The 16,188-nt window shown below is 60.8% G+C and carries 17 protein-coding genes; 6 read left to right on the plus strand and 11 right to left on the minus strand.

Features of this window, described 5'->3' with window-relative positions; genetic code table 11:
* Positions 1 to 213 (plus strand): SDR family oxidoreductase (locus tag AC1DWA_RS31940; RefSeq protein ID WP_477848160.1); only part of this gene is annotated, 213 nt, incomplete at its 5' end.
* Positions 214 to 295: 82 nt separating this feature from the next.
* Entirely contained in the window at positions 296 to 1,603 is a 1,308-nt protein-coding gene (locus tag AC1DWA_RS31945; RefSeq protein ID WP_020909409.1) for a serine hydrolase domain-containing protein, read from the plus strand.
* 19 nt (positions 1,604 to 1,622) lie between these two features.
* On the opposite strand, the gene AC1DWA_RS31950 is transcribed toward AC1DWA_RS31945, so the two are convergent.
* From AC1DWA_RS31950 to AC1DWA_RS31960, 3 genes are all read right to left on the minus strand, one after another.
* Positions 1,623 to 2,459, minus strand: a complete 837-nt coding sequence (locus AC1DWA_RS31950) for a DUF1206 domain-containing protein (protein ID WP_019745667.1) — start codon at positions 2,457 to 2,459, stop codon at positions 1,623 to 1,625.
* A gap of 61 nt (positions 2,460 to 2,520) precedes the next feature.
* A complete protein-coding gene (locus tag AC1DWA_RS31955) occupies positions 2,521 to 2,922 on the minus strand; it encodes a hypothetical protein (RefSeq protein WP_020971062.1) in 402 nt (133 codons plus the stop codon).
* Between the two features lie 58 nt (positions 2,923 to 2,980).
* A complete protein-coding gene (locus AC1DWA_RS31960) occupies positions 2,981 to 3,952 on the minus strand; it encodes a serine/threonine dehydratase (protein WP_021331768.1) in 972 nt (323 codons plus the stop codon).
* 167 nt (positions 3,953 to 4,119) lie between these two features.
* Here AC1DWA_RS31960 and AC1DWA_RS31965 point away from each other — a divergent pair, with 167 nt between their 5' ends.
* Positions 4,120 to 4,758, plus strand: a complete 639-nt coding sequence (locus AC1DWA_RS31965; protein ID WP_019745669.1) for an NAD(P)-dependent oxidoreductase — start codon at positions 4,120 to 4,122, stop codon at positions 4,756 to 4,758.
* A 2-nt stretch (positions 4,759 to 4,760) separates the two neighbouring features.
* Positions 4,761 to 5,708 (plus strand): nuclear transport factor 2 family protein, encoded by a 948-nt coding sequence (locus AC1DWA_RS31970; RefSeq protein WP_021331767.1) that lies wholly within the window; start codon positions 4,761 to 4,763, stop codon positions 5,706 to 5,708.
* Between the two features lie 38 nt (positions 5,709 to 5,746).
* Here the strand turns inward: AC1DWA_RS31970 and AC1DWA_RS31975 are convergent, their stop codons facing one another.
* The 4 genes from AC1DWA_RS31975 to AC1DWA_RS31990 all read right to left on the minus strand — a co-directional run bounded on the left by AC1DWA_RS31975 (position 5,747) and on the right by AC1DWA_RS31990 (position 10,211).
* Entirely contained in the window at positions 5,747 to 6,913 is a 1,167-nt protein-coding gene (locus AC1DWA_RS31975; RefSeq protein ID WP_477917515.1) for an alkane 1-monooxygenase, read from the minus strand.
* 420 nt (positions 6,914 to 7,333) lie between these two features.
* Positions 7,334 to 8,317 (minus strand): ABC transporter substrate-binding protein, encoded by a 984-nt coding sequence (locus tag AC1DWA_RS31980; protein ID WP_019745672.1) that lies wholly within the window; start codon positions 8,315 to 8,317, stop codon positions 7,334 to 7,336.
* Positions 8,318 to 8,412: 95 nt separating this feature from the next.
* A complete protein-coding gene (locus AC1DWA_RS31985) occupies positions 8,413 to 9,270 on the minus strand; it encodes a helix-turn-helix transcriptional regulator (RefSeq protein ID WP_019745673.1) in 858 nt (285 codons plus the stop codon).
* Entirely contained in the window at positions 9,267 to 10,211 is a 945-nt protein-coding gene (locus AC1DWA_RS31990) for a D-cysteine desulfhydrase family protein (protein ID WP_019745674.1), read from the minus strand. The genes AC1DWA_RS31985 and AC1DWA_RS31990 overlap by 4 nt, the downstream gene beginning before the upstream one ends.
* A gap of 73 nt (positions 10,212 to 10,284) precedes the next feature.
* Here AC1DWA_RS31990 and AC1DWA_RS31995 point away from each other — a divergent pair, with 73 nt between their 5' ends.
* Entirely contained in the window at positions 10,285 to 10,971 is a 687-nt protein-coding gene (locus AC1DWA_RS31995) for a dienelactone hydrolase family protein (protein ID WP_019745675.1), read from the plus strand.
* Between the two features lie 13 nt (positions 10,972 to 10,984).
* On the opposite strand, the gene AC1DWA_RS32000 is transcribed toward AC1DWA_RS31995, so the two are convergent.
* The 3 genes from AC1DWA_RS32000 to kynB are packed head-to-tail and all read right to left on the minus strand — an operon-like array spanning position 10,985 to position 14,449.
* Positions 10,985 to 12,418: an amino acid permease gene (locus AC1DWA_RS32000; RefSeq protein WP_019745676.1), complete on the minus strand. Its 1,434-nt coding sequence runs from the start codon at positions 12,416 to 12,418 to the stop codon at positions 10,985 to 10,987.
* A 52-nt stretch (positions 12,419 to 12,470) separates the two neighbouring features.
* Complete coding sequence (gene kynU / locus AC1DWA_RS32005; protein WP_046379442.1) at positions 12,471 to 13,736, minus strand: kynureninase; 1,266 nt, start codon at positions 13,734 to 13,736, stop codon at positions 12,471 to 12,473.
* On the minus strand, positions 13,733 to 14,449 hold the full coding sequence (gene kynB, locus AC1DWA_RS32010; protein ID WP_019745678.1) for an arylformamidase: 717 nt from the start codon (positions 14,447 to 14,449) through the stop codon (positions 13,733 to 13,735). The genes kynU and kynB overlap by 4 nt, the downstream gene beginning before the upstream one ends.
* A gap of 137 nt (positions 14,450 to 14,586) precedes the next feature.
* On the opposite strand from kynB, the gene AC1DWA_RS32015 reads away from it, so the two are divergent.
* Positions 14,587 to 15,078 (plus strand): Lrp/AsnC family transcriptional regulator, encoded by a 492-nt coding sequence (locus tag AC1DWA_RS32015; protein ID WP_019745679.1) that lies wholly within the window; start codon positions 14,587 to 14,589, stop codon positions 15,076 to 15,078.
* A gap of 194 nt (positions 15,079 to 15,272) precedes the next feature.
* On the opposite strand, the gene AC1DWA_RS32020 is transcribed toward AC1DWA_RS32015, so the two are convergent.
* Positions 15,273 to 15,770: a hypothetical protein gene (locus AC1DWA_RS32020; protein WP_020971070.1), complete on the minus strand. Its 498-nt coding sequence runs from the start codon at positions 15,768 to 15,770 to the stop codon at positions 15,273 to 15,275.
* Between the last annotated feature and the right edge of the window lie 418 nt (positions 15,771 to 16,188).

Below are 16,188 nucleotides of genomic sequence, written 5' to 3' on the forward strand. Positions count from 1 at the left end.
GATATCACGGTCAACGCCGTAGCCCCAGGCCCCACGGCCACCGATCTGTTCCTGGACGGGAAAGACGAAGCTACAGTGGAGAACCTGTCCAAGCTGGCTCCCCTGGAACGCCTCGGCACACCGGTGGACATCGCGGAGGCTGTCGCGTTTCTCGCCGGCCCAGCTCGTTGGGTCAACGGCCAGGTCATCTACGTCAACGGCGGCGTGATTTAGCAAATCCATCGTCTAAGGACCACACCTTGGCAATTCCGACAAAACAGTCAAACCAGTCGACTTTGGTTGTAATGTGCAAACAATGGAAAACCAGGATCGAGGGTCCGCCCGGACGTCACGACGACAGTTCATCAGCGTTGCAGGACTGGCGGCAACCGCCGTCATAACCCTCGCGACCTCCTCGACCGCCAGCGCCGCCGGCCCCACGGCACCCAATCCAGGTTCGCGGGTCGGCGATCCTGCAGAAGCCCAAGCGGTACAGCGCGTCGCAGAGACACTGCTGAACAGCGGAGTCCCCGGCCTTGCCTTCGCCATCGTCAAACCGGATGAGAAGAACCGCAAAGCGAGTGTCACCACTACGTACCACTACGGCCAGGCCGACGTCGAAAACGGCGTGAGAGTCACTCCACGAACGCAATTCGAGATCGCCTCGGAGACCAAGACCTTCACCGCTGCACTACTGGCGAAACTGATCGCTCGGGGAGAAGTCGGATTGGACGACCTGGCGAGCAAGTATTCGGACGGCAACCCGCTGCCAAAAGGCAGCGGTGGCGAGGAGATCACGCTTCGCCAACTGGTCACCCACCGTTCCGGTCTGAGCGACGACCCACCCAATCTTTCGGCAGGGTGTGCCGATCCCACACAATCGTGCACGGACGAGAAAGCGAAGTACACGAGAGACATGCTCTGGGAAGGACTCCGGGCTCCCGGGGCCTTGGAGTTCGCCCCCGGTAGCCACTGGCTGTACTCGGACTTCGGGTTCGGACTGCTCGGCACACTCATGGCAGACAAGATCATTCCGGGACAGGAGAAGCCGCCTTTCGCGGCAGCAGTCGCCCGCGAAATCACCGACCCGCTCGGGATGATGGGTACCGTGATCGAGACCAAAGCAACCGACCTGGCCGTTCCGTACTACCTCGACGGCACAAGAGCCCCTCTGTGGAACAACACGGGTGCGATCGCAGGCGGGGGTGGCCTCGTCAGCACCGCCGAGGACATGTCGATCTGGGCCGCAACAACTCTCGGCTATGGCAACAACCCGCTCAAACCGGTCCTGACCTCGATGCTCGAGCAGATCGACACGCAAGCTCCGGAGAATCCTGCATTCGGAATGGGAATGGCGTGGCAGCTCCAACCCCCGACGCCGAACTTCCCACAATCGTTCGCCAAGAAGAACGGAGACAGCTCGGGATCCAACTGCATCACCCTGTTGGTTCCCGACAGCGGCTGGTCGATCACGATTCTGGCGAACGGTGGAAATGCGGCGATGATCGACCCTGCAGCAGTGAACCTGATGCATGATCTGGTTCCGAGACGACCGATATTCGGTAGCTCGACGGGAAGTTCGTCGGGCAGCGACGCCGGTTTCCAGACCGGGTCATTCGGATAGACCCACTTACCCAGGGGCGCTACATCTTCGTCGAGCGTGCCATCACGAAGCAGTAGAGCCCGTAGGTGATGATGCCCAATCCGGCAAGGATCAGCAGGGCCACTCCGTACGGCTGCGCACCCAGCGTCTTGAACGCTCCGTCGAGTCCGGAGGACTTGCCGGGTTCGGAACTGTTGACCGCGAGAAGAACCAGAACGCCGACAGCAGCGATGGCCAAGCCCTTGGCGACGTACCCGACGGTTCCGAGTCGGCGCACGAAGTTGCTGGGTGTGCCTTTCAAATCATCCAGGAAGTTCTGGCTCGCGCCCTTGTACACGTGGTAAACACCAACAGCGATGATCGCGATCCCACCGATCACCAATGCGATAGTCCCCAGCGTGTTCTCCATCAAACGCGCCGTGATTCCCGCACTCTGACCGCTGCTGGACTTCCCGCTTCCGCGGGCGAATCCGAATGCAGTGAAAGCAAAACCGAAATAGACGAGCGAAATGCCCAGAGCCTTTGCACGGTTGAAGAACTCCTTCTTCTTGTCGTCCGAGGACGGCGACGACGAGCTCCCCAACGCAGCTTCGGCCAATCTCCACAACGCCATGGCAAGGAAGGCCACGACGCCGACCCACAGAGCGAAGACACCCCCTGGTTTTCCTGCCAACTCGGCCATCGCACCCGATTGGTCCGCAGACCCGGATCCACCGAGAGCAAGGCGGATCGCGATATATCCGATCAGCAGATGAACCACGCCGCTGACGACAAATCCTGCGCGGGCAAAGCGCTCGAAGACATTGTTCTGTGCGACGTCAGCCGCCGTGGACGTGACACTTTTCTGGTCCTGCGGTGACGATTCTTTGTTCATCATGATCGTCGAACCATATACGGGCAGACGCTTCCCTCGAACGCCTGCATCAAGTGTTTCGAGATCAAGGGTTTCGAGGGTTCTGATCCGGCGTCGACCGCGGTTCTTCGGGGTTGGGAACCTTGGGGTCGATCGTGTCTGCATGATCTCGTTGCTGGTTCAGTTCCTCGCGAGAGCTCGTCGCCTCTTTCCGATGTTGCGCTGCATGATGTTGCAGCGCAGACGCTTCCGCCGCTTTGGCGTCGGCCTCTGCCTGCACCATGCGCGCTTTGGCTGCTGTCTCTTCTGCCCGCGCCTCGCGCTCGCCTACTTGCAGCGACTTGTCTGCGACGTCTTCGCGGATCTGTTCTGCCTCGATGTGACGACGCTCGTCGCGCCTGTTTCGCGCCACCCACAGGAGTGCGGCCACGATCGCTATCACCACGACCACGGCAACAATTATCCAGATAATGCTGCTGGTACTCATACTGCGAGAGGTACCCACCTGGGACTTTCTCACACGCAGGCAAAGAAATACGCAAAAATTACAGGTCGGTCGGATGCGTGTTGGCACCGCACAAAACGACGCACAATTCACCGTCGGACGGCGGCGTCACCGTTCCGTTCAGAACCGGAACCATTGCTGCCGCGGTTCCCAACTCCACCAGGATCCGGAACTCCCGCCACAGGAACGCCCGCGCCTGCCGGATCGAATCATCGTCGACCACAACGCTGTTAACCGAACTCTCATGCAGCGTCTCCCAGGCGATGGCGCCAATCCGTGTGGCCCCCAATGAGTCCCCGGCGATACTGTTCACTTCGATATCGATCGGACGCCCCGCATCGAGCGAGGTGTGCAAGGTGGCAGCCCCGGTCGGCTCGACGGCTACCACTTGATCTTCGGGACGAGCCGCCGCGACGATTCCAGAGACCAACCCGCCGCCGCCGACTGCAACGCAATACGTGATCGGTCCGGATGCGTCGTCCTCGATCTCGAGAGCAATGGTCCCGGCTCCGCTGACGATGTCGGGCAGGTCGTAGGCGTGCAGTTCGAGCGCACCGCTCGAGCGTGCGATGTCCGCCGCAGCGGCAGCGGCGAGTGCATACCGGTCGCCGACCTTGTGAACGGTTGCACCCAGCTCCCCAAGTGCCTTCACCTTTGCTTCGGGCGCTGTCTCCGGAACCACCACTGTGCAGGTGAGTCCTCGGCGCCGCGCGGCCCACGCAGCGCCGATCGCAGCGTTGCCGCCGGACGCGATCACCACGCCGGCATCGGGCATGGTGCCGTCGGCGACCGCTCGTTCCACGGCATTGAGACTGCCGCGCACCTTGAAGGAGCCGCCGTGTTGGAGGTACTCGAGCTTGAACAGAACCGGCACCTCGCCGTGTGGTGTCGGCACCGCAGTTCGAAAGATGGGAGTACGCCGCGCCAGTCCTGCGATACGAGTCCGCGCAGCTTCGACGTCCGAGCGCTCGATTGCCACTGGACCTGCGTTGTTGTCGGCGGTGAGAGTCATGTACCAACCCTACGGTTCGCAACTTCGACCCGAAGCAGTCGGCCCATCGTCATCAAGATGTCTGTTTTTCACCAATTAATGCCCGCATCTGACCGAGACATCGACCTTCCAGGTGAATAAATTTACTACTACAAGCACAACGACGACAGCAAGGAAAGGCACACACCATGTCGAAGATCGCAGTATTCGGTGGAAACGGTTTTGCAGGAAGCGCAATCGCGAAGGAAGCCGCTTCACGCGGCCACGAGGTAACCGTCGTCGCTCGCAGCGCGCAGTCCGGAACCGACACGAATGTCGTGCAGGGTTCGGTTCACGACAACACGATCGTGGAGCAGATCACGGCAGACAACGACGTCGTTGTCGTTGCCATCCCCGCTCGCGAGATCGACGGCAAGCGCCTGCTCGACGCCGTCACTCCCCTCGCCGATGCCGCCGCACGCAACGGTGCTCGCATTGCCGTAGTCGGTGGCGCCGGCAGCCTGTTGGTCGCCGAGGGTGGGCCGCGCGTCGTCGACACCCCCGATTTCCCGGACGCATACAAGGGTGAGGCGCTCGCTCACGCCGACGTCCTCGACGCGCTCCGCGCAACTGACAGCAATGTCGACTGGTTCTACGTGAGCCCGGCCGCAGCGTTCGGTGCCCATGCCGGCGTCGCCCCGAAGGGATCGTTCCAGTTGGGTGGCGACATTCTCCTGACGGACGCCGAGGGTAACTCCGCCGTCGCGGGCGAAGACTACGCCCACGCTTTTGTCGACGAGATCGAGACTCCGGCCCACCGTCGCCAGCGTTTCACCGTCGCACACTGAACATGAGCAACCTTCGTAGGCGCGCAGCCTGGATCGCTGTTCCCGCTGCCGCCGCTCTCCTGCTCACCGCGTGCTCCAACGACGCGGAATCCGCAACGCCCAGCAGTTCTGCGACGTCCACGAGCGTTGTTGCCGAACAGGGCGATCAACTCGAATCCAACAAGACCGTCGTCACGGACTTCTACGAACTGGCGTTCAACGGCCGTCAGGTTCAGCAGGCCGCCGACCGGTACCTTGGCGACGTCTACATCCAACACAACCCCACTGCCGCCGACGGGGCAGCCGGATTTGTCAGCGGCATAGGCGGTTACGTCGAGGCCACACCCGGATTGCACGCCGAGATCACTCGTGTTTTCGCCGAGGGCGATCTGGTTGCCCTCCAGTCTCACACCACGTCTGCACCCGGCGACCGCGGCCAGGCCGTGTTCGACATCTTCCGCGTCGACAACGGCAAGATCGTCGAACACTGGGATGCCATTCAAGACGTGCCGGAAACGTCCGCAAATCCGAACACGATGTTCGACGGACCCACCTCGTCGCCGTCCAAGTCGTCAGAAGTCTTGGAGCGCAACACGGCCAACGCGTTGACGTTCCTGCAGCTCGCCTTCAACGAAGGCAAAGCCGCCGAGGCTGCCGACCAGCTGGTCGGTCCGACCTACACCCAGCACAACCCCTCGTTCGCTGACGGCAAGGACGCATTTGTCACCGCACTGGCCGGGATCGAACCCGTTACCGGAGACAAGGCCACCAAGTTTCCACGGACGGTAGCCGAGGGCGACTTCGTCTTTGTTCAGACCTTCGCTTCGTCCGGTGAGGGAACGGCCGGCAGCGGCTCGATGGACATCTTCCGATTCGACGAGAACGGCAAAATTGTCGAACACTGGGACGCGGTCCAGGACTACCCTTCGACGACCGCAAGCGGTAACACCGTGTGGGATGACGGTCGCTGAGACGACAACTCCGAACAGTTCAGCGGACGGCTACGTGATCAGCCGACGTTGATTCGTTCTGTGTCGCCGTCGTAGTAGTCCAACAATCTCTGATCCATCACCCGGCGCCACAGTGGTGGAATCCACGCGATCACGATCATCACTGCGTAGCCGGCCGGAAGTTGCGGCGCTTCGGCCGCGCTACGCAGACTTTGGTACCGCAGCTTCGGGTTGGCGTGGTGATCGCTGTGCCGCTGCAGTTGGTAGAGAAACAGATTGCTCACGACGTGATCGCTGTTCCAACTGTCAGCGGGGCTGCAGCGAACGTACGAGCCGTCAGCACGCTTGCCACGCAGCAGACCGTAATGCTCGAGGTAGTTCGCCGCTTCGAGGAAGGTGAATCCGGCAACTGCCTGCAGCAGGAGCCAGGGCGCGACCGCCCAACCGAAGATACCGATCAGCGTCGCGAAGAGGACAACACTCATCGCCCAAGCGTTGAGAATATTGTTCTCGAAGCTCCAGGTTCGTTTGCCTTTCCTCTGGAGTCGCGCGCTCTCGATGCGCCATGCCGAACGCAGCCCGCCGAACACACTTCGTGGCAAGAACCTCCAGAAGCTCTCACCGAACCGTGAGCTGGCCGGGTCCTGCGGAGTAGCTACACGCACATGGTGGCCGAAATTGTGTTCCACGTAGAAGTGCCCGTAGAGAGATTGCGCAAGCGCCACTTTCGCGAGCCACTGTTCGCTCTTCTCGCTCTTGTGGCCGAGCTCGTGGGCCGCGTTGATACCGACGCCGGCGACGAYGCCCACCGTGAACGACATCGCGATCTTCTCCGCGATTCCCATCGGAGCGTTGATCCAGCACCAGCAGGCGAAGACCAGACCGGCGTATTGCAAGGGGAGGAACGCGTAAGTGCACCAGCGGTAGTAGCGGTCCTTCTGCAGTCGTGGGATCGCATCGTCCGGCGGACTTTCGCCGTCTTCACCAGCCAACATGTCGATGATCGGGATGACGATGACCAGGAGCCACGCGCCGGTCGCCCAGAACAATCCGAGACGAAGGTTGTCGACGAGAAACCAGGAGATGAACGGGCTGAGTGGAATCAGCAATCCGAGCGGCCACAGGTACCTTTTGCGGTCGCGCCAGCGCGGGTTTTCGCCAGACGGCGAGTCGGTGTTCTGGACAGCCTTCGATTCGGTATGCCGTGCGTCGGAAGTCGCTGTCATTCGCCGATCTCGCCTTTCGTCCCCTCGAACGATTCGCCCCACGCACCGTTCACGCTCAGCAAACCAGAACTAATGTCCGGACGGGTATGGTCCCGAAATCCAGAGCGCCCTGCTCGAAAGACGGCACGAGCGCTTGTACTCACCAAAAACTCCCCCGCACATCACTGCTCACCCCGACAGTAGATACGGACAAAATACCCCACGGATCTGCGGGGATGGCGACCACCTCCCCACGTCGCCGAGGATCGATGTTCCCTGCCAAGGCAAGGTCGAACCGCGTCGCTCTCGTCGAAGTAACGGTAACCGGCAGTGACAGAAATCATAAGCAGAGGACAGGATTTCCGCTCGTAGTGGCGACCAAAAAGACTGCGCGCCCTCAACTGGTCAGTTGCGGGCACGCAGTGAAAAGGTGAGCAAGCGTCAGAGCGTTGCAAACACCTTCGTTTTCACTTCGTTCAGCCAACCGTTCGCGGTCACGAAGTCTGTGACGCTCGACTGCAATCCGAAGACGTGCCCGGCCTGCGCCGCCGGCAGCCTCGTGAAGAGGTTGTCGTCGAGGACCGCTTGAACCGCCGCATTGGTCGATCCGTCCGCATTCAGGGGATACAGCACGACCGTCACACCGTTCATGATGTCAGCCAACTGCTCCATCGGGTAGGACTCGTATCCGGCATCGGTGTAATTGGTCGGAACACCGGGCCCGTACGCCAATCCGAGTTCGTTGACCACCAAATTGCCGATCGCACCGGTGGGCTGCTGAACCGAGAAAGCGCCGGGCGCGTCTCCGAGTGAAATGTGAATCCACTTGTTGGTCGCGATCACGTCGGCGTACTCGCCACGGACACGTTCGAGATTCTCTTCGTAAGCAGTGCGCGTCGACTCGAGCACGTCCGTCTTGCCGATCGCCTCGGCGATCTCCGTGGTGATCGTCTTCCAGTCGCCTCGACTCTCGCCCTTGACGATGACGGTGGGCGCAATGCCAGACAGACGGTCGAACGCCGCTTGGTCCACCTCGTCGGCGTCGCCGACGATGATGTCGGGATCTGCCGCAGCGATCGCTTCGAAGTTCATTTCCCCGTAGGGCCCGATGGTCGGGAGCCCGTCGACGAAGGCCTGCTGCTCCGGCGTGAATTCACTGATCCACTTGCCGTAGTCCTGCACAGCAGCCGGTTTCACTCCGAGGGACATGAGCTGCCAAGGAGTGTCGTACGACGCGGCGACGACGCGCTCCGGCGAGGCGGGAACCTCGATGTCCCCGTATGCCGAGGCAACCGTCCGGACGTCCGTCGGCTCGGAGTCGGCCGATGACGAGGAACAGCCAGTCACCACCATCGCACCGACAACGACAACTGCCGCCGCTGCGATGACTCTGGAACCGAAAGAAAATGATCGAATTGCGCGCACGCAGAACTCCTACAGAGGTGATTGTTTAGCCAACCCTAAGTTCATTCTGTGGCACGACACAAGTCCGATCGAGGCGCTTTGAGTCGCTGTTCGGACTAGTCCTGTAGCCAATCGGTCATTGGCGCGCGCGGATGATCGATCAGGCTTGCGAACTCCCCCGGGGTCACACCCATCGTCCGACGAAAAGCCGCACCGAACGCGCTTTCGGAACGGAAACCCGTCTTCCTCGATACAAACGAGATGCTTCGACCAAGTGCCAGAAGTTGCATCGCATGATGAGCCCGCAGTCGCATACGCCATTCCGAGAAGGTCAATCCGGTTTCGGCCGGGAACCTTCGTGTGAGGGTCCTCGTACTGACCTTCGCGTCGGTGGCCCACTCCTCGACCGATCGGGTGTCGGCCGGGCTGGCAACCAACTGATCTGCGATCTGCCGAAGCCACGGCGTCGTCGGCAGCGGCACATCGAAAATCAGTCGCGGTACGGGTTCGACGAGGTCGATGGCAAACGCCTCGGCTCGTCGACGAGCCGCGTCGGTCAAGTCGTCTCGGGTGAGGTGATCGAGTACTTGTTCGAGCAGCGGAGGGGTGGACAAGGCCACCACACGATCCAACCCGGTCACATCGGATGCCACCAACCACGTGCACGACAATTCTGTGCCGCTACGCGCCGTCACCTCGTGCGGAACAAAGGACGGGATCCACAGACTGACCCCGCTCGGCACCGTGTACACAGTCTCCGGAGTACGGACCTCGAGAACACCGTCGATCGCCCACAGCAATTCGTGATCGCTGTGGCGGTGCATCTCCCACGTGTAGTCCGAATCGACTGACAGCCGATTGGTCGCCAAACGCAGATACCCGTCGGCACTGACGCGCAGCGGTCGCACGACGCGTTGCCACTCGGACAACTCGTCGAGCGGGCTGCTGAGCGGGTAGTCGATCTGCTCGCTCACCGCAGCGTCGACAGTTCGGGATGTCCGAACAGGCCAGGTAACCCACCGGTGTGCAGGAAGACCGTTTTTGATCCCGCCGTGATGGCTTTGTCCTTCACTAGTTGGATCAATCCCGCAAAGGCTCGGCCGGTGTACGTCGGGTCGAGGAAGATGCCCTCCGTACGAGCCAAACATCGGATCGCGCCGGCTGATGCTTCCGTGAGCGTCGAATATCCTTGTCCAACTTGGTTTCGCAGGATCTGAAGATCCGCGGCTCGCACGGTCGGACCAGGCATCTCGTCCAATAACCCAGCGAGGGTCGACACTGGATCGGCAACAGCCCCGACATCGACGCCGACAACTCTGTCGACGCCCAGATGCGCGACAAGTCCAGCCATCGTTCCGCCCGATCCGAGTGCAACCACGACGCGTTCCACTCCGGGGAGTTGCTGCTCGATCTCGCGTGCGCAGTCGACGTAACCCTGCGCGGCCACCGCGCTGGTACCACCGAAGGGAATGACAAAAGGAACTCCGCCCGAGTCAGCGACGGCCTGCACCGCGGCGTCGACCGCGGATGCCGTGTTCCCTCCGGCCCAGACGATCTCAGCGCCCGCGAGTGCATCCAGAACGAGATTTCCCTGCGCGGATTCCGGCTCGGCACCACCGAGCACCAGCACACAACGCAATCCCAAACGGGCTGCTGCGGATGCAGTCAACCGAGCGTGATTGCTTTGCGGTGCACCGGTAGTGATCAAAGTCGTCGCGCCGACGGCCAAAGCCTGAGCGCAGGTGTACTGCAGCTTTCGGATCTTGTTGCCGCCACCGCCTAGTCCGGTGACATCGTCACGTTTGATCCACAGGTCTTCCGGCCCCAATCCGAGTGCCTTCGCGCAACGCGCCAAAGGTTCGACGGGGGTCGGCCAACTGCCCAGGCTGATCGGCGGAACGTCGGAACTGAACATTCGACGAGTCTAGTTCGACCGTGCACCCACAGGCTGTGCTCGAATACAGTCCGTACTCGCATACAGTCGGGACATGGGAACTTTCACGACGACCACACGTGACGTACCGCTGACCGTCAGCCGACCGGATTCGCCGAGTGAACCGAGACATGCGGTAGTAGTTCTCCAAGAAGCGTGGGGCGTGAACCAACACATCGAGAGCATCCTCGAACGCCTCGCCGACGCCGGCTACCTTGCCGTCGCCCCGCATCTCTACCACCGCGGCGCACAGACCTCCTTCACCGACTTCCCGTCCGCGAAGGATGCGCTCATGGCACTCGACAGCACAAGCATCGGCCACGACGTACGTGCCGCCGTCGACTACAGCCGATCCGAGGGAGCAGACAAAGTCGGCTCCCTCGGATTCTGCATGGGCGGCACCGCGTCACTGTGGTGTGCCGCGGTACCCCTCGTCGATTCCGCTGTCACGTACTACGGCGGCGGTGTCGCCGAGGCCCGATGGGACGGAATCGCGGCAGGCACCGAACTTGCAGCGCAACTGCAGGTCCCGTGGCTCGGTCACTACGGCGACCTCGATCCGAGTATCCCGCCGGAGAGCGTCGAGCAATTGCGCGCAACCGCGTCCGATCTCGCCCGGGTGTACCGCTATGCCGACGCCGGCCACGCGTTCAACAACGACACTTCGACCAGCCACTACGCCCCGGATTCTGCTGCCCTCGCCTGGACCCGCACTATGGAGTTCTTCGCCGAAACCCTTTGATTGCCAATGCGAGTCAGGGAACCCGCTTGACCACCGTGCCGGTGATCTCGTCCTGAACCTGTTCAGCCGTTACCGCTCGACTCTGCGCCCGACGTGATCGGGTGAAGTAGTAGATGCCGATCACGGCAAGAACAAACGGCACCCCGAACACCAAGGTCATCTTGAAATCCTCGACCCACAATGTCGTGACGAGGATCGCGACCATGAGGACACCACCCAGTATCGTCCCCACCGGGAAGAACGGAATCGTGAACGAGAGGGTTCGTCCTTCGCTTGCCATCCGCTTGCGAAAGAACCAGTGCGTCACGAAGATCAGCAGCCACGTCGCCATCGCTCCGAACATCGACAACGAGATCATCAACGTGAATGCCTGCTCGGGAAAGAGAACGTAGACGATGGTCGCGACGGCGATGCCCGACGTCGACAGCAGCAAGGCGTTGACCGGCGAGCCGTTGGCCCTGACCTTGCCGAGAACGGCCGGCGCGTCACCAGCACGCGAGAGCGAGAACATCATTCGCGAAGACACGTACAACTGACTGTTCATCGCGGACAGCGCGGCAATGATCACCACGAAGTTCAGCACACTGTCTGCGCCCGGAATCTTCACGACCTGCATTACCGTGACGAAAGGGCTTCCGCCGCTCAAGATCTTGTCCATCGGAGCAATTGCCAGAATCAAAGCAAGGGTTGCGATGTAGAAGACGAACAGCCGGACGATCGTCACACGGAACGCCTTCTTCACCGCCACCGCGGGGTTTTCCGCCTCACCGGCCGCAATGGCGATCATCTCGATGCTCAAGTAGCTGAAGATCGATACGATCACGGCAAACCACATGCCGGACAAACCATTCGGAAAGAATCCGCCACCGGCCGTGTAGTTGTGGAATCCATAGTCCGGGTTCCCGCTACCGAACACGACGTACGCTGCCATCACGATGAATGCCACGATCGCGAAGACCTTGATCGTCGAGAACCAGTACTCCATCGTTCCGAAGGCCTTGACGTTGAACATGTTCACGCCGATCAGCACTCCGGAGAACAACACGATCCACAGCCACGACGGTACGTCGGCGAACCAGAACTGCATGTATTCACCGATCGCGGTGACCTCGGTACCGACCGCGAGGACGATGCAAGACCAGTAGAGATAGCGAACGAGGAAGCCGATCAACGGTCCGACGTAGAACTCTGCGTACGCACCGAACGAACCTGATGTCGCATGTGCGACGGTCATTTCGGCGAGGGCACCCATCAGCAGCAGGGCGATCAACCCGCCGATCGCGTAACTGATGATGACGCTCGGGCCGGCAAATCCGATGGCGAACTTACTGCCGAGGAAGAGTCCGGTGCCGATTGCACCGCCGAGCGCGATCATGCTCATCTGCTTGGGGCCGAGTTCGCGTTTGAGACCTGATTCTCGCTGCTGAATGTTTTTGAAATCACTCATGAAAGCTCCTTGCGAAAGGCGGTACCTCCCGGTCCGCGGAAACTTGGAAGAATCAGGTGACTGCGTCGCGCTCGCGGAATTCGGGGCGATCCCAGGACTTGTTCTCGAGGATGTCTCGCAACACGTCGACGGCGTTCCACACGTCGGCGTATCCGAGATAGAGCGGAGTGATACCGAACCTCAGCACTCCTGGTTCGCGGTAGTCGCCGATGACGCCCCGCGCGATGAGAGCCTTCATGATGGAATAGCCCTCGGGATGAACAAAACTCACGTGCGAGCCACGACGCTCGTGCGCGCGCGGCGTGATCAACTCCAAACCGTAGGCAGCGCAACGCTCCTCGACGAGGTTGATGAAGAGATCGGCCAGCGCGAGCGACTTGCTGCGGATGTCGGCCATGTCAGCTTTGAGCATGACGTCGAGACCACACTCGACGAGTGACAACGACGTGATTGGTTGAGTACCACTCAGAAACCGTCGTATTCCTGCGCCCGGTTCGTAGGCCGACTCCATCGCGAACGGTCGCGCGTGCCCCCACCACCCGGACAGCGGCTGGATTCCGGTGTTCTGATGGCGACGGTTGACCCAGATGAATGCAGGTGAACCTGGACCACCATTGAGGTACTTGTACGTACACCCGACCGCGAAGTCGGCGTCGGCGCCGCTCAGATCGACAGTGACGGCGCCGGCCGAGTGTGCGAGATCCCAGATCATGAGGGCGCCACGTTCCTGCACTGCTGCAGTGACTTCCGTCATCGCATACAGGTTTCCGGTGCGGTAGTTGACGTGCGAGAACATCACTACGGCGGTGTCTGGTCCTACTGCTTCGGTGAGGTCGCCCGGTTGGTCGATCAGGCGTAGTTCGTATCCCTGATCGAGCAGCGAGATGATGCCCTCCGCAATGTAGAGGTCAGTGGGGAAATTGTCGCGCTCGGAGACGATCACCTTCCGGCTGGGATCCTGAGCAGCCGCGATGGACAGTGCGGAGGCCAATGCCTTGAACAGGTTGATCGACGTCGAATCCGTCACTACCACTTCGCCTTCACCTGCTCCCAGCAACGGGGCGAGTTTGTCACCGAGGCGGACCGGGAGGTCGAACCATCCAGCCTCGTTCCAACTGCGAACCAAGCCGTTGCCCCACTCGTCGCCGATTACTCTCGCGGCGCATTCCTGTGCGGCAATGGGACGCGCGCCGAGCGAGTTTCCGTCGAAGTAGAGAACGCCCTCCGGAATCGCGAACTCGCGGCGGAACTCCCTCAGGGGATCCACTGCGTCGGCCTTGACGCAGTCATCCAACGAAAGGGTGGTTGTCGATGTCATGACGATTCTTCTCCTGCATGTGTCGGCGTTGAAAGTGATGAAGGCAGAGTCCGGAGCACGGCGCGTACCGGGCTGGCATCGAGGTCGAGGAACTTCAGCGGCAGTGCGATCAACTCGTAGTAGCCTTCGTCGACCTCGTCGAGGCACAGTCCTTCGAGGATCGCGACGCCACGATCGCTTGCCGCGTGGTGCCCGTCCATGGTCTTGCTGTCCATCGGATCGAACGAGGCGCCGTCGATTCCGATCAGAACTCCACCGCGGTCGGCGAACCAGTGGGTCAGCTCCGGAGAAACGCCGGCGAAGTCGTTGTCCCACTCGCGCGGGTACTTCGGGTAAGTCCTCAGAATCAGCCGCTGCGGCAGATGGCCGCCGAGTCGCTCCACCGTCTCTTCGACGGGCCTGATGCATGCGGCACCGTCGACGCCCGTCATGTCGACCACCAGTGCTTCGCCGAGATAGGGCTCGAGGGGAACAGAACCGATGGGCGCACCGCCGATGCGGGTGTGCGCCGGCGCATCGGCGTGAGCACCGATATGAGGAGTGGTGGTGATTCGGTTGATCGTGACGGCGTCACTGTCGCCGAGGTCTGACGTAACAGCGCGGGTGAAGGCGGTATCGCCTGGCCACACGGGCGTCGATTCGGAGATCGGCGGGCTGATGTCGATCAACCGCGCCCCCGAATCGCCCGTGTGTCGGCCGATCCTCGGAACCATCCGGACCCCTTCGTCGCAACAGTCGACTGTGTCGATCTCGACCGTTTGATAATTCGATGTGTTTGGCAAAAGCTAGAATCATCGACGGGCGCGGTCAATAGTTGCTGAATATTTTCGCAACGGCAGGGAGAAATCGGATGATTAATGCGATCGAACGGGCGGCAGCCGCGGCTCGGCCGAATCATGTTCGGCTCGACGACGTCGATACGGCGATTCTCCGCGAACTCGTCCGGGATGCACGCATCCCCAACAATGCACTCGCCGAGAAGGTCGGGATAGCGCCGTCGACCGCTCTGGCGCGGATGCGTGCGCTACGCGAATCGGGCGTCATCAAGGGGTTTCACGCAGACATAGACCTCGAGCTACTCGGCCTCGAGATCTCGGCGATGGTGTCGATTCTGATTCACTCCCACGCCAGAAGCCGGATGACGGAAATTGCCGAGCACCTGAGCGGACTGGATTCCGTTCAGCGAGTGTTCCTGATGAGTGGGGACCGTGATCTCCTGGTGCACGTCTCGTGTGAATCTCCCACTCGGCTTCGCGATTTCGTCAGCGCGCACCTCAACGATCCGGCCATCGCCAATACCCAGACCAACTTGATCTTCAGCGAACTGCGGCAGGGTGACTGAACCGCAGGGCACAGCAATCATCGTCGATCGATCGCACCAGTCGTCTGGCTGCCGTTCGATCATGTGAGCACAAGTGAAACGGGGTGGGTGCATTGGATTGCACCCACCCCATCCTTGAACTACCTCGTCAGCCGACAGTCAGACCTCACGTGCGGACTCAAGATGTCGCTCGGTCAAATCAGTCGACGGATTATCTACGAGGCAACGAAATTAAAGTGGTACGCCGAGTTGGAACTGAGCGATCCGTACTGATGCGCTGCAAAAATGATCGTTCCGATGTTCGTAGTCCCGAAAACTGCTGCACTCTTCCACGGATTGTTGGTGATGGTGGTGAACGGTGACGGCGGGGTGCCGGCAGTGAGCTTGACCGTGGCTCCGCCCAGTACATCAGCCTTCATCGTATTCGGAGCCTGGATACAGTAACGCCCCGCTGAATCGGTGGTCGCGGTATACGTCGTGGAGGGTGCCGTGCTAATCACGCCGGAGATTACGACCCCGGAGACACCTTGTGCGGCCGCCGGTGGTGCGGCGTTGTACTCCAACCCCGCACCGCTGTAAACATTGCCACACAGCTGGTAATCAGCGGTAGGTACGGCCTCGACCGCGGGAGCGGCAGAAGCGGTTCCTGCGAACGCGAGGGCAGCGGCGGACGCAAGAACACCCGCACCAATTCCGACTCTCTTAAATCCCATGACTGTGAACACCTTTCGTAGATGAAACGCGAACGAATCGCTATTCGAATCTTCTGTCCACTGTGCGGCTCGGAAACCTCCTGTTTGCACGCCATTCAGAGCGCAGGGAAGACACATGGTTCATGCAGCTGTGGCGATGATCTGAGTTTCCCCGTCTTGGGCACTCGGCAGTTCGACGCTCCGGCCGTGAACTGAACTAACCGTCGTGCTACATACACTATATGCACTTTTTGTTACGCTTGTCGGCGATTTAGACATTCTCAAAAATGTTGCACAACATCACTTTTCGAGATCCTTCGTTGCCACTAGGGCGCAGGATGTGGTCCCGCCAGCCACACAGGCAGTCAGATAGCGAAGACGCTCATGCAACACTTCCTCGGCACAATCACCAGTGTTCGATTGCACGAAGAGAGGTGGG

It is taken from the genome of Rhodococcus sp. P4_F3_2 (genome assembly GCF_056401335.1).

Excerpts from the sequence above, each read along its gene's own strand:
- AC1DWA_RS31945 (WP_020909409.1), top strand. The coding sequence starts at position 296 with ATGGAAAACCAGGATCGAGGGTCCGCCCGGACGTCACGACGACAGTTC.
- AC1DWA_RS31950 (WP_019745667.1), bottom strand. The coding sequence starts at position 2,459 with ATGATGAACAAAGAATCGTCACCGCAGGACCAGAAAAGTGTCACGTCC.
- AC1DWA_RS31955 (WP_020971062.1), bottom strand. The coding sequence starts at position 2,922 with ATGAGTACCAGCAGCATTATCTGGATAATTGTTGCCGTGGTCGTGGTG.
- AC1DWA_RS31960 (WP_021331768.1), bottom strand. The coding sequence starts at position 3,952 with ATGACTCTCACCGCCGACAACAACGCAGGTCCAGTGGCAATCGAGCGC.
- AC1DWA_RS31965 (WP_019745669.1), top strand. The coding sequence starts at position 4,120 with ATGTCGAAGATCGCAGTATTCGGTGGAAACGGTTTTGCAGGAAGCGCA.
- AC1DWA_RS31970 (WP_021331767.1), top strand. The coding sequence starts at position 4,761 with ATGAGCAACCTTCGTAGGCGCGCAGCCTGGATCGCTGTTCCCGCTGCC.
- AC1DWA_RS31990 (WP_019745674.1), bottom strand. The coding sequence starts at position 10,211 with ATGTTCAGTTCCGACGTTCCGCCGATCAGCCTGGGCAGTTGGCCGACC.
- AC1DWA_RS31995 (WP_019745675.1), top strand. The coding sequence starts at position 10,285 with ATGGGAACTTTCACGACGACCACACGTGACGTACCGCTGACCGTCAGC.
- AC1DWA_RS32000 (WP_019745676.1), bottom strand. The coding sequence starts at position 12,418 with ATGAGTGATTTCAAAAACATTCAGCAGCGAGAATCAGGTCTCAAACGC.
- kynU (WP_046379442.1), bottom strand. The coding sequence starts at position 13,736 with ATGACATCGACAACCACCCTTTCGTTGGATGACTGCGTCAAGGCCGAC.
- kynB (WP_019745678.1), bottom strand. The coding sequence starts at position 14,449 with ATGGTTCCGAGGATCGGCCGACACACGGGCGATTCGGGGGCGCGGTTG.
- AC1DWA_RS32015 (WP_019745679.1), top strand. The coding sequence starts at position 14,587 with ATGATTAATGCGATCGAACGGGCGGCAGCCGCGGCTCGGCCGAATCAT.
- AC1DWA_RS32020 (WP_020971070.1), bottom strand. The coding sequence starts at position 15,770 with ATGGGATTTAAGAGAGTCGGAATTGGTGCGGGTGTTCTTGCGTCCGCC.